The following is a 13359-nucleotide window of genomic DNA, read 5'->3' on the forward strand; positions in this document are numbered from 1 at the left end:
CTTAATTCACAGTCGTTTTATGCGTGCCCTTATGGCATGCTTACAGATATTTCGTTTTCTCTCATTTAGGATCCAATTACATCATGGCTCAGATCCCTGAAAATCCACTTATTTTAGTCGATGGCTCTTCCTACTTATTCCGTGCATATCATTCACCACCGCATTTAACTAACTCAAAAGGTGAAGCAACAGGCGCTATTTACGGCGTTGTTAACATGATGAAAAGCCTGATCAAACAGTATGATCCAAGCCATATGGTGGTGGTTTTTGATGCTAAAGGTAAAACTTTCCGTAATGATATGTACAGTGAGTACAAAGCCAACCGCCCGCCAATGCCCGATGATTTGCGTACGCAAATAGCGCCACTGCACGATATTATTAGGGCGATGGGTTTTCCGCTTATTAGTATTGAGGGTGTTGAAGCTGATGACGTGATTGGTACATTCGCCCGTATTGCTTCAGAGCAGCAGCGCCATGTATTGATCTCAACCGGTGATAAAGACATGGCTCAGTTAGTGAATGAGCATGTCACTTTGATCAATACCATGACCGACAGTATTTCTGATCCAGACACTGTGGTTGAAAAATTTGGCGTTGGTCCTGAACTGATCATCGATTACTTAGCTTTGATGGGCGATAAAGTAGATAATATCCCAGGTGTCGATGGATGCGGCCCTAAAACGGCGGTTAAGTGGTTACAAAAATACGGATCATTACAAGGTGTGCTTGATCATGCCGGTGAGATCAAAGGTAAGATCGGCGAAAAGCTTGCCGCCGCAGTCGATCATTTACCGCTAAGTTATGAACTGGCTACCATTAAATGCGATGTTGAAGTTGAATCAGACTTAGATACCTTTAAATTGCAAGAGCCAAATCGTGATGAACTGATTGCCTTGTATGGCGAGTGTGAGTTCCGTCGCTGGTTAGCTGAGTTATTAGATAATCCAAAAGATGCAGACACTCACTTGGCTGTCCCTAGTGAAGCGAATGAATTACCGCAAGTGGCTGATGCTCATTATGAAACAATCCTGACAACAGAGCAATTAGATACTTTAGTCGAGCAATTAAATGCCGCTGACCTATTTGCCTTTGATACTGAAACAACCAGCCTTGATTACATGCAAGCTAAACTTGTCGGGATGAGCTTTGCTGTTAAAGCTGGCGAAGCCGTGTATTTACCGGTTGCCCATGATTATCCTGGCGCGCCTGAACAGTTAAGCTTAGAGACGGTGATGGCGAAGATCGGGCCAATTTTAGCTGATGAAAACAAAGCTAAAGTTGGTCAAAATTTAAAATATGATAAGAGTGTATTGGCTAATGCCGGTTTTGAGCTAAAGGGTATTAAATTCGATACTATGCTTGAATCTTACGTATTTAATAGTGTTGGTACTCGCCATGATATGGACTCGTTGGCGCTAAAATATTTAGGCCATAAAAATATCAGTTTTGAAGACATTGCTGGTAAAGGTAAAAAGCAGCTGACATTTAATCAAATCGAACTTGATAAAGCGGCACCTTATGCCGCAGAAGATGCGGATATTACGCTTCGTTTACACCAAGTATTATGGCCGAAACTTGCAGCCGATGAAAAGCTTAAATCGGTATTTGAAGATATAGAGATGCCGCTTGTCAGCGTTATTTCAGATATTGAGCGTACCGGTGTTGCGATTGATAGCAAAATGCTTGCCGCACACAGCCAGCGTTTGGGTGAGCGTTTAATTGAGCTGGAAAAAGAAGCGCATGAGATTGCTGGTGAACCATTTAACTTAAGCTCACCAAAGCAATTGCAAGTATTGTTGTTTGAAAAGCTTGAACTGCCAGTTATTAAAAAAACGCCAAAAGGCGCACCTTCTACAGCTGAAGAAGTACTACAAGAGTTGGCTCACGATTACCCGCTGCCTAAAGTTATTATTGAGCACCGGGGTTTATCTAAGCTTAAATCAACCTACACTGATAAATTACCACTGATAGTTAATGAGCAAACGAAGCGTGTGCATACTTCTTATCATCAAGCGGTAACGGCAACTGGCCGATTAAGTTCAAGCGATCCTAATCTGCAAAATATTCCTATTCGTTCAGAAGAAGGACGCCGTATTCGTGAGGCTTTTATTGCTGCAGATGGCTATAAAATAGTGGCTGCCGATTACAGCCAAATCGAACTACGTATCATGGCGCACTTATCGCAAGATAAAGGCTTGTTAAATGCGTTTGCCAATGGTCTTGATGTACACAGTGCAACTGCTGCGGAAGTGTTTGGTGTTGAGTTAGAAGATGTAACCACGGATATGCGCCGTAAAGCTAAAGCGGTTAACTTTGGTTTAATTTATGGGATGTCAGCATTTGGTTTAGCACGTCAACTTGATGTACCGCGCCATGAAGCGCAACATTACATTGATAAGTATTTTGAACGTTTCCCTGGTGTGCTTGAGTACATGGAATCAACCCGTGAGAAAGCTGCCGAAAATGGCTATGTTGAAACTATTTTTGGTCGTCGCTTACATTTACCAGAGATCAACGCCCGTAATGGCGCGCGCCGTAAAGGAGCCGAACGTGCTGCGATTAATGCACCAATGCAAGGCACCGCTGCTGATATCATCAAAAAAGCCATGCTAACAGTCAACAAATGGGTGTATGAACAAGCACCGAATACGGTTAAATTACTGATGCAAGTACACGATGAATTGGTATTTGAAATCAAAACTGAGTGTGTTGAGCAATACACCGCAGAAATTTGCCAGTTAATGTCTGATGCTGCGAAATTAGATGTGCCATTAGTGGTTGAAGCTGATAGCGGAGATAATTGGCAACAAGCCCATTAATCACTGAGCTTTTTAAATCATATAAGCGCGGCTGTATTGAGTGAAGCCGCGCTTTTTTATGTCTGTGAATAGGGTAGTCAGTTTTTTAAAAGGTGGCCATTCGGCTACTTTCTTAACGCTATAGTAGGTCACTCATTTAATGCAATGGATATAACACTAAAAACCGTCGCTTTTGATTTGTGGTTAAATGCTCATCAAGTAGCTGGGTAATTTTTTGCTCTGCTTGTTGTGGCTCATAGTGTTGTTTTAACTGTTTAATTTGTTGTTTGAGTTGCTCACTCAATGTTTGCCATTGCTGGCGCTGCTGCTCTAGAGCGATTAACCTTGTTGCCGCAGCATCGCCAAATTCCGCTGCCAGTTGATTGTAGTCTTGTTGTTGCAGGGCATCTTTTAGCTCAGTGTTTAAAGCTTTTAGATCGTTACTAGGTTTAAGTGCCTGGGTAATACGCTCAGGTTGCTCGCCCTCTAAATTAGATAACAATTGTTGCTTTAATTCATCACTAATATGGTTGTTCAGATTAATTTCAAGCTTGGCAATTGTATAGTGCTGCCAGTCATTATCATCGTTAAATAAAAGAGTGATTTCAGCTGCATTGAAGTAGCGTTGTTGAAAAGCGATCATTGCAATTAATTGTTCGCTTAGCGGCAAATGAGCGAGTTGTTGCTGCAGCTCTGCCAGCGCTATTTTAAAGCTGAGGTAGCGATTAAATAGCTCACTATTGATTTCGCATGCAGCTAACTTTTCGCACTGTTCTAGAGCCTGCGAAGCATTAAACTCACCGGACTCTTGGCTAGCTAAAATAACGTGTTCAAAAATGCTATCGATTGCCATCGGTTGATCGACATGTGGTGGCGTTGCACTTGTAAGCTTATCGTCGCTGAGTAAAAAAATCATAGCGGTGCTAGTGATAGATATCACTAGCACTAAAATGAGCAACCGCTTCATTGTTTATAAGCCTAATTTTTTTAAGCGATTAGCATGTTGACGGTAGACTGTCAGTGGATCGGTTGCAAATAAATGATGAAAGCCAATCAGTTGATTCACTTCATCAAGGTGATTCATGCGGTAATTATCTTTTAATACATAACCTAAATGGCTACTACAACGAGAGACTAAGCCATCGTCATCGCCTGGGATCAGTATTGCAGTGATCGCCAGTGCTGCATCTGATGGGTCAAATATATTTGTTAAAGTTCGAGTACCACTCCAAGAAAAGTAATATACGCCATTAGTGGCATACATAGGTCCTTGCTGGCATTGCTCAGCAGGTAGGCCTTCTGGATATTTTTGATTAAAGGTCAGCGCGCCCTCAGTGGTTAAGCTCTCCAGTGCACCAAGCGCATCTTGTGGTAACTGACTATTGCCAGAGAGTAATGCGATTAACCCGCCAAATGCATCAAAGGCTGTTTTAGCTATACCTTCTAGCTTAGAGCCAGGAGTCAGTCCTTGGCGCACCACATCAGCAACAGGGCTACCAAAATTAACACCGCCAACACTGGTCGCTGAGGCAACTAAGTCGGGGCGTAGTGAGGCAACATAGCGAATACTTTGCGCACCTTGACTATGACCAATGAGATTTACTTTTGTTGTACCAGTTAGTGCAATAATCTGTTCAACTTGCTGTAGTAACTGCTCGCCTCGTTGTTCAGAATTATTCAGCGAGGATACGGCCGTGACGAAAACCTGTGCGCCATCACGACTGAGGCTTGCTGGTACCCGATAAAAATAATCGACACCTAATACATCGTCAAAACCCATCAAGCCATGTGCTAATACAATTGGGTATTTAGTTTGGGTATAGCCTGCATTAGCGCTATTACTGAAGATAAATAGCAGGCAGCATAAGTATAGAGTGGTTATTTTTTTCATGATCAGTGCTCTTTTATTGTGTGTGTTTGATCACGCTTTGAACTGCTGTTTACAGACAAAGTGTGTGGAGTTTTTATTCTAATTAGTTAATAGAGCAAATTTTGAGCTGAAATTCAATGTTAATATTAAGTTAAATTAACATGCAATTTGTAGTATTAGTTATATGTTTATCAATTCGACTAGTTAGTACCTGTATTTAGTTTATTTATCATGGTTAGTTTGGTAAAGTCCGCGTCGTCCTCATCCTGTAGGACATCCTGTTGATGATGCACTCGAAAGAGTGCTTGTATTGATAGCTTCTCCCCAGTTTGCTATACCGACCCAGCATTAATTTGTTGGGTCGTTTTTTTTGTCTCTGTTATTTATTATGCTATTGATTGCACTTCATAGAACAAGTGATACCATTGAATCTCATTTTCATTTTGAAAGGAATGCGTGATGGTTAAATCAATTGCGATATTAGGTCTTTCGTTATCAAGCCTATTAGTCTCTGGTGTTGCCTGTGCTGATTGGCAGGTTAACAATGATCAAAGCAAAGTAAGTTTTGTGTCTATTAAGTCAAATAGTATTGCTGAAGTGCATCACTTCAAAAATGTGTCAGGTAGTTTAGCTGAAGATGGCTCTTTCTCAGTTGATATTGATCTGAGCTCAGTTGAAACGATGATCCCTATCCGTAATGAACGCATGACCAAGTTGTTATTTGAAACAGCGAAGTTTCCAACCGCAACCATAACAGCTAATTTAAGCACGCAATTAAAAGCGCTTAAGCCTGGCCAACATGTATTTAAAGGTATTAGTGCTGAACTTGATTTTCATGGTGCTAAGAAAGAGATTACACTGGATGTTATAGCCAACTTGTCATCGCAAGGGGATATCAGCGTTTCATCAATGAGCCCAATTATCATAAATGGCGCAGACTTTGCTGTCATTGATGGCATTATGCAATTGCAAAAGTTAGCAGGTTTACCATCGATAGCAACGGCAGTACCTGTTAGTTTTTCATTAACGATGAACAAGCTTAAATAATGCACTCTTTGAATGAGCTTGCCACTGCACTTGAGCAGCCAAGCAAGCCATTTTCTCAATGGCAGCCGCAGCATTGTGGCGAGCTGCCAATTATCATCAATCAGCAAGGTGAGTGGTTATACGGTGGCAGTAAAATTACTCGTATCGCTATGGTTAAGCTGTTTGCCTCAGTTCTTTGCAAAGAGCAGGATACTTTTTACTTAAAAACACCAATCGAAAAAATAGCTATTACTGTCCATGATGCTCCCTTTATAATCGTAAATTGGCGCTTTGAAATGACAGAGCAAGGGCAAGTGTTATGTTGTGTGGATAATTTACAGCGAACTTGGCTAGTAACCTGCGAACAACCTTTAGTAGTACAAGATTATCAGGGCAATGATGTGCCGTATTTACAGTTACCGTATGGCTGTAGTGCTCGGGTATCAAGAAGTGTGTTTTATCAGTGGGCAGAAATAGCACAAGCTGATAAGCAAGGCTATTTCATTCAATCTGCGGGTCAGCGTTTTTACTTAAACGTGTGATTAAGCATCTGATTCAGGCGTTTGTTCAACATCAGTAGGTGGTATTGCAACAATTGGCCCTAGGAACCATTCATCTAATTTCTTAGCAACTTCAGGTAATCCTGTGCCTTTTAAAGATGAAAACGCGTGAACGGTAATATCACCCTCTAAGCTGCTTAACTCGCGACGAACTTGCAGCACCTGTGCTTTACGTGCACCTTGCTTTAGTTTGTCGGCTTTAGTTAATAGTGCCAATACTGGAATTTCACTACCAATTGCCCAATTAATTAAATCGCGGTCTAAATCTTTAAGAGGATGACGAATATCCATTAAGATCACGATACCTTTTAAACTTTGACGTTTTTGCAGGTATTCACCTAATGACTTTTGCCATTTCTTTTTCATTTCGATCGGTACCTTAGCAAAACCATAGCCAGGTAAATCGATTAGACGCATATCATCAACATCGGCTAATTCAAATGTGTTGATCAGTTGCGTACGGCCAGGGGTTTTACTAGTACGTGCCAGCTTTTGGTCAGTTAATGCATTTAGGGCGCTAGACTTACCGGCGTTGGAGCGGCCAGCAAAGGCAACTTCAATTCCCGTATCAGCAGGCAATTTAGTGATATCTGGAGCGCTGGTAACGAACGATGCAGTGTTATATTTGATACGAGATTTGAGCACAGGCTCTCCTAGAAACTTAATTAAGTATTACAGCGAGTAAACTTTACTTAATTAAAGTTCACTTAAGGGGCGCATTTTATACTATTACTACACTATTAAAAAGCGCATTTGGACTAAGATAACAGCCTAAAATCAACTAAAATGATATGGTCAAAGCTTAATCTAGGTCAAAACCCTATAATTTATAAGTTTAATATGAGTAGAAAACGTGCCAGAGAATTTATTATCGTGTAGAATATATAAATCACAACATCCATATTGTAGATGATACAGGGTCGGAAACAGAGAATTCACCATGAAAAAAATAGCACTATCTTTAACTATATTGCTTGGTGCGTTGTCAGCAAGCAACGCAACAGCATTTGATGGCGATGTAAACGCAGGTAAAGAAAAATCAGCAACGTGTGCGGCTTGTCACGGCCCAGACGGTAATGCGCCGGTTAATATCTACCCAAAACTTGCAGGCCAACACGCGGATTATATTTATAAGCAACTTACTGAATTGAAGTTAGGTATGACTTCAGGTGGTAAAGAGGGTCGTATGGATCCAGTCATGAGCGCGATGGCAATGCCATTAAGCGATCAAGACATGAAAGATTTGGCTGCTTATTTTTCGTCACTTAACATGTCTGAAGGTGAGACACCTAAAGATATCGTTGACGTTGGCGCCATGCTTTATAAAGCAGGTGACGCAGAACGTGGTATTCCAGCATGCGCAGCATGTCATGGTCCACGTGGTAATGGCTCATCATTAGCTAAATTTCCAAAAATTTCTTTTCAACATCCAGAATACATCAAGTCACAGCTTGAGAAATTCCGTGATGGTGTGCGTCATAATGATTTAAATGGCATGATGCAAGATATTGCCAAAAAGCTAACTGACAAAGATATCGAAGTGCTTTCTAAGTACTTAGGTGGACTACACTAAAGTAGTATAGATTAATTTTATTATTAATCCTAAAATCTATAGTGGTTACAAAAAGCAGCTCAGGCTGCTTTTTTTGTATTTTTTGTTTTGTCGATATTACCTCTTTCCTTGTAAGACATTGACCATATCCTGCTGTAAGCCAAATCCTATTTTTATTTTTATTTTTATTATAACTCATTGTAATTTAATGTTTTGGTTATGTTGCAATTTGTATTGCGTAAGAAAAATTATATAAATTAGTTGTAACAAAATTATTAATGCGTAAATTAACCCCTGTCGCTGAAACAATAAGAACAAAATGGACTAAACTACACGGAAAGTAGTGTGACGTGATTATCGGGGATAAGACATCGGTTGATGTCACCGAAGGAATATTAAAAAAGAGTCAATGAAGACCGAGAATAATAAAATCTCACGGAAGTTTAAAATAAAAACAAAATGGAATGTTACACGGAAGGTAAAAATAATAACAACATGGAACAACAAAAATAATAACAATAATAAAGACTAAAAAGTCGAAGGGAGAAGTGTCCAGTTAAATGGCGCTCAGATTAGCAGGCGGTAGAGATGTTTTCTCTACCGCCTTTTTATTTGTCCTGTTACAATAGCCATTGTTTATACTTAAATGTATAGAAAGTGCGCAAGTAGTCGAGTTACCCAACCTCAATCCGCACAAACCGAATTCTTCTGGCAAGGCCAGCATCGCAACGCTAAAATGCGCGTTGCTCAAAACCTCTTAAGTGAGATGATCAAGATATGAGTAGAACTAAAAAGTCACGTAAAATCCCGTCTAACGGTCCTGTTCGTTTAAGCAAAGATAAGCTTAAAGAAATGCGTGCATTGAAAGAACAACGCGTTAAAAAGACCAAAGGTGCAAAGCCAGGTTCACGTAACTCGATAGACGCTTTACAGCCTGAGAGTAATAGTAATCAGCAACATAAAGATAAACGTGTTGGTAGTAAAAAACCAATCCCTTTAATTGCCGTTGCAGCTGAACCAGTTATTGAGCTTAAACGTAACTTGAAGCCACAAGTTGAACTGAAAAAAGTAGTTCAGCCTGAACTTTCACCAGAGCAAGAATTAGAAGCGCTAGAAAATGATGAGCGCTTATTGAAGCTGGTTGAGTTACATGAAAGTGGCCAGTTATTAACAGGTAAAGATGCTAAATACTTCAACAGCCGTATTGCACGTCATCAAGTGTTATGTGAATTGCTTGGTATTGAAGACGAAGCTGACGATTTTGATGATGAAGAGTTTAGCGAAGAAGCTAATAGTGACTTTGATCATTACTTGTCGAATGATTTAGCCAATGAATGGTTAGATGACGAGGACGATAAATAATGAACATAATGATCTTGGCTCTGAGTGTTGGCGCTGTGATCATTGCGGGGCTGGCATTTTATGCTGGCCAATTACTGTATAAACTCAGTGCGCAAAAAAAACTGATCGCGAAAGAGCAGGTAAAGCAGCAAGCTAAGTTAGCTAAGTCACGCTTAGAGCGAAATGCCAAGCTCGCAGACAGCATTCATTTAATCGCCCGTGCTATGCACCAAGAGCAATGTGAGTTCTCAGAAGGGAGTTTGCGTATTTGGGTGCTAATGTCGCAATACAGCTTTACGGATGACGAAGACCTTCCAGGGCGTTATCCAGGCATATTTGCGATGTATGAAGTGGTAAAAGAAATGCCAACTCATGACGCTCGTAAAAAATATTCGAAAAAAGAAATATTTAAACAAGATAGCGCTCGCTGGCGTGCTGAAGAAACTCATGCAGAGCAAATTAAAGCTGACTGTGAGAAAATCATTGAAGAGTTTAAAGCAGCCCCTGGTAGCGAAAACGTGGTGTTTAACTAATTTTATAGTGTCAATAAAAAAGCAGACCTCGGTCTGCTTTTTTTATGCTTGTGCACTCAGATTAAATTACCCGAGAGAACAGAGTCGCGTTAATCTGTTTTTGTAAATGAGCATCAAAACACATACAAATGATACGAATAAACAAATTGCCGCGTGCTGTGACGGTTATTAAGTCTGCATTGATAGTTACCATGCCATCTGCTATTAGCGGCTCAAGAGCTTGCAGTGAGCTGGCAAAGTAATCTTTAAAGTCGAGTTGATAGCTATTAGCAATACTTTGCATATTCAGTTCAAAGTGGCAAATAAGCTGTTTTATCACATCAGCGCGAATAACGTCATCATTATCAAGTTTCATACCTTTGCTGATTGCACTGCCAAGCTGATTATCAATCGCGTGATAGTAATGCTTTAACTCTTTTTGATTTTGCAAAATAGCAGTGCCAATTTGTGAAATTGATGACACCCCTAAACCCAGTAAATCACAGTCACCATGAGTGGTGTAGCCTTGAAAATTACGATGTAATTGCTGACTATTTTGTGCAATAGCTAACTCATTACTGGTTTTTGCAAAGTGATCCATACCAATAAACTGATAACCTGCGTTACTCATTTGTTCTAAGGTATTCTTAAACATGGTGAGCTTATCGTGAGCGCTAGGTAAATCTGCATCCTTAATTTTTCGCTGAGCGGCAAAGCGATCCGGTAAGTGCGCGTAATTAAATACCGATACACGATCAGGACTAAGGGCAATTAATTGCTCAATAGTCTCTTTAAAGCTCTCAGGGGTTTGCAGTGGTAAGCCATAAATCATATCTGCATTGATTGATTTGAAGCCGAGTTCACGCGCTTCACCAATCAAACTTTTTACTGCATCAGCACTTTGTGGACGGTTAACGGCAAGCTGTACATCATCATTAAAGTCTTGAATGCCAAATGATACACGGTTAAAGCCAAGGCTACGCAAGTGGCTGAGCATGTCAGTTGCCAGTGAGCGAGGGTCTATTTCAATGCCACGCTCCGCATCGGGAGCAAACTTAAAGTGCAGCTCAAGTAGCGCGATTAAACGGCTCATTTGGCTGGTTGTTAAAAAAGTGGGCGTGCCACCGCCTAAATGCAGTTGCTGTACTTGATAGCTATCAAATAGCAGCGCTTGAGCGATGATTTCTTTTTCAAGATAATCTAGGTATAAGTCAGCTTTTGATTGATGGCGGGTTATTACTTTATTACAGCCACAGTAATAGCAAAGCTGACTGCAAAACGGAATGTGGATATATAAAGATAAGCTGCGACTGTTTGATGAGTTAACTGCACTGATCAAGTCTTGTTGTTGATAGCCATCATTAAACGACAATGCTGTGGGGTAGGAGGTGTATCTTGGTCCAGACACATTGTACTTATTTATTAAGCTTTGATCCCATTTGGGTAAATTAATCATCACGCGCACCTTTTATATCATTTTCGTTAGTATAAAAAGGATGCGTCGAGGGAATATTGATCTACAACAAAAAAGAGTGCCGGAGCACTCTTTTGCTTATCAATATTGGCTTACTTAAGCTTAAACTGATTAACGGTTTTATTTAGTAAGCTGGCAAGCTCGTTAAGGTCCCTGGCTTCATCAGCAAGCTCAAGGGCATGATCTGCAGTGCTGTTCACTAAGTGATTAATTGCCGCTAAACTATTATTTATATCTTCGGCAACCACCGTTTGTTGCTCGGTTGAGGTGGCAATGTGATGACTTTGATCTTGTACTTTAGTCACTGAGTCAGCAATGTTTTGCAATGCATCTAGTACTTCTTGAGTTTGCGTAACCGAGCTTTGCGCGCGCTCTTGTCCTTGTTGCATCATAGTTGAAGCTTGCTGTGCAATTTGCTGTAAGCGTGAGATCATGTTGCGAATATCATCAGTTGACTCTTGTGTGCGACTGGCCAACGAGCGAACTTCATCGGCTACGACCGCAAAGCCACGGCCTTGCTCACCAGCACGGGCGGCTTCAATTGCAGCGTTCAGCGCCAGCAAATTGGTTTGCTCTGCAATGGAATTGATCACATCAACTACGGCGCCGATGTTACCACTTTCTTGCTCTAGGCCTGCGACCACTTTAGCAGCTTCGCCAATATGGTCAGCTAAGGCGGTCATCACGCTTTGTGCATTTTGCGAGCGAGTGGCGCCATCTGCGGTGATCTGTTGGACTTCCTCAGCTGCATTGTTGGTGTGTTGTGCATTACGCGAGATCTCCATAACCGTGGTCGCCATTTCGGTTACTGCCGCGCTAACACTATCAACCTGCTGTTTTTCTTGTTGAATTTCGTCATTAGTTTGTTGCGAAACCGATTTTAATTGTGCCGCCGCATCGGTAAGTTGTTCAGCCTGTGCTGCGGTATTAAGCATCATAACGTGCAACTTATCAATAAAGGTATTCATATGATGAGCTAACTGGCCAACTTCATCTTTGCTATCAATAGTAATTTTTTGGGTTAAATCGCCATCCCCAGAAGCAATATCGCGCATGATATGGGTCAAGGTGATGATCGGCTGTGAGATCATTTTTGTAGCCCACAAAATCATTGCCATGATGATTAATAAAATAATAATGACCGAGCTGGTGGTGGTCATGACCGCGTCATTTACTGGCTCATCAATCATAGTGCGTGGCACTAAAATACCCACGTACCAGTTTAGATAAGGATGCTCTAATTGTAAGCGGTTATAAACCACAAAGTACTCTTGTCCTTGTAAGGTTACCTTGGCATCACCAGCGACGTTATTTTTCATTTGCTGGTTGAGCGAACTGAAGCCTTGCGTGTCGCTAAATTGTTTTTCAAGTACTTCTAACCCCTCTTTACCGTTAGGACCTTCATCGGTGATTGAAAGTTTATGGTTGGTACGTTTTGATAAATGCACCACTTTTTGGTCGCCATCGAGTAAAAAGCCAAAACCTTGACCGTTAAAACGAATATCTTCGACCATTTTATTGATTTTATTCAGTTGTAAATCGACGCCACCAAAACCAATTAGTTCGCGTTGCTTATTATAAACAGGCTGTTGCACAACCGCAGAGGCATTACCTGTGGTTAAATCAACTGAAATGGGCCCGACATATAAACGGTTAATTTTTAATGCATCTTGCCACCAACCACGTTTATAAGCGTAATACGGCTGGCCATTATAGTGGGTAGTACGTTCATGCTCTTTAAAATATTCACCGGTTTTGGCGGAGGCAAAAAATGCCGAGAGAATATTTTCATCATTGCCACTAATGCGTATAAAGTCTTGATTTACTTCTTCGTAGCCTGGCGCGCCTTGGAGTGTTTGGTCGCGTTTATCCCATGCGTCAAACCAGTTAACGAGATGAGGATTATTCACAAAAGTTTCTACAACTTTGCCATATTGAGCAAAATAGCTCTGCATTGACAGCTGTTCGCTTTGTAAGTAGCTGTATGCTTCACGTTCAATACTTTGACGAGACAAGGCGGCGATATGGTTCACAAAGTAAGCCGAGGCAATAAGTAACAGCACACTGATAGTGCCACCAATTAATAACAGGATTTTTTTTCGTAATGATAGATTTCGTAACATAAGTGCACACATTCTTATTATTTAGTAGAGTAAGCACTCTTATCTAATCATATCTTTATCTTAATCGCTATTGTGTGCGATGAGAGAAGTGAACAAATTTCTA

General features: G+C 40.8%; 11 protein-coding genes. 6 read left to right on the forward strand and 5 right to left on the reverse strand.

Translation table 11 applies throughout. The annotated features are described in order from the left end of the window. The first annotated feature begins 83 nt into the window (after window positions 1-83). Window positions 84-2819: a DNA polymerase I gene (polA, locus tag PVK79_RS03030; protein ID WP_182759970.1), complete on the forward strand. Its 2736-nt coding sequence runs from the start codon at window positions 84-86 to the stop codon at window positions 2817-2819. 136 nt (window positions 2820-2955) lie between these two features. Here polA and PVK79_RS03035 read toward each other — a convergent pair whose 3' ends face one another. Both PVK79_RS03035 and PVK79_RS03040 read right to left on the reverse strand, forming a co-directional pair. Next, window positions 2956-3765, reverse strand: coding sequence for a lipase chaperone (locus PVK79_RS03035; protein WP_257325275.1), 810 nt, complete (start codon window positions 3763-3765; stop codon window positions 2956-2958). 3 nt (window positions 3766-3768) lie between these two features. After that, complete coding sequence (locus tag PVK79_RS03040; protein ID WP_257325276.1) at window positions 3769-4689, reverse strand: lipase family alpha/beta hydrolase; 921 nt, start codon at window positions 4687-4689, stop codon at window positions 3769-3771. 438 nt (window positions 4690-5127) lie between these two features. Here PVK79_RS03040 and PVK79_RS03045 point away from each other — a divergent pair, with 438 nt between their 5' ends. Together PVK79_RS03045 and PVK79_RS03050 are read left to right on the forward strand one after the other, a co-directional pair. Continuing rightward, entirely contained in the window at window positions 5128-5715 is a 588-nt protein-coding gene (locus PVK79_RS03045; protein ID WP_145238428.1) for a YceI family protein, read from the forward strand. After that, the gene (locus PVK79_RS03050; RefSeq protein ID WP_145238431.1) at window positions 5715-6236 is read left to right on the forward strand and encodes a DUF1285 domain-containing protein; all 522 of its coding nucleotides are present in this window, start codon (window positions 5715-5717) and stop codon (window positions 6234-6236) included. Before PVK79_RS03045 ends, PVK79_RS03050 begins: the two co-directional genes overlap by 1 nt. Here PVK79_RS03050 and yihA read toward each other — a convergent pair whose 3' ends face one another. Then, the gene (gene yihA / locus PVK79_RS03055; protein WP_145238434.1) at window positions 6237-6899 is read right to left on the reverse strand and encodes a ribosome biogenesis GTP-binding protein YihA/YsxC; all 663 of its coding nucleotides are present in this window, start codon (window positions 6897-6899) and stop codon (window positions 6237-6239) included. Between the two features lie 295 nt (window positions 6900-7194). Here yihA and PVK79_RS03060 point away from each other — a divergent pair, with 295 nt between their 5' ends. The 3 genes from PVK79_RS03060 to PVK79_RS03070 all read left to right on the forward strand — a co-directional run bounded on the left by PVK79_RS03060 (window position 7195) and on the right by PVK79_RS03070 (window position 9680). Further along, window positions 7195-7827, forward strand: coding sequence for a c-type cytochrome (locus PVK79_RS03060; RefSeq protein WP_182735060.1), 633 nt, complete (start codon window positions 7195-7197; stop codon window positions 7825-7827). A 756-nt stretch (window positions 7828-8583) separates the two neighbouring features. Further along, window positions 8584-9168, forward strand: coding sequence for a Der GTPase-activating protein YihI (gene yihI, locus PVK79_RS03065; RefSeq protein WP_145238440.1), 585 nt, complete (start codon window positions 8584-8586; stop codon window positions 9166-9168). After that, entirely contained in the window at window positions 9168-9680 is a 513-nt protein-coding gene (locus tag PVK79_RS03070) for a DUF2489 domain-containing protein (RefSeq protein WP_220493612.1), read from the forward strand. The genes yihI and PVK79_RS03070 overlap by 1 nt, the downstream gene beginning before the upstream one ends. A gap of 61 nt (window positions 9681-9741) precedes the next feature. On the opposite strand, the gene hemN is transcribed toward PVK79_RS03070, so the two are convergent. Further along, window positions 9742-11115, reverse strand: coding sequence for an oxygen-independent coproporphyrinogen III oxidase (gene hemN, locus PVK79_RS03075; protein WP_257325277.1), 1374 nt, complete (start codon window positions 11113-11115; stop codon window positions 9742-9744). A gap of 110 nt (window positions 11116-11225) precedes the next feature. Further along, a complete protein-coding gene (locus PVK79_RS03080) occupies window positions 11226-13256 on the reverse strand; it encodes a methyl-accepting chemotaxis protein (protein WP_145238449.1) in 2031 nt (676 codons plus the stop codon). Window positions 13257-13359 lie beyond the last annotated feature (103 nt).

The sequence above is a fragment of the Pseudoalteromonas rhizosphaerae genome, assembly GCF_028885455.1.
Lineage (GTDB): Bacteria > Pseudomonadota > Gammaproteobacteria > Enterobacterales > Alteromonadaceae > Pseudoalteromonas > Pseudoalteromonas rhizosphaerae.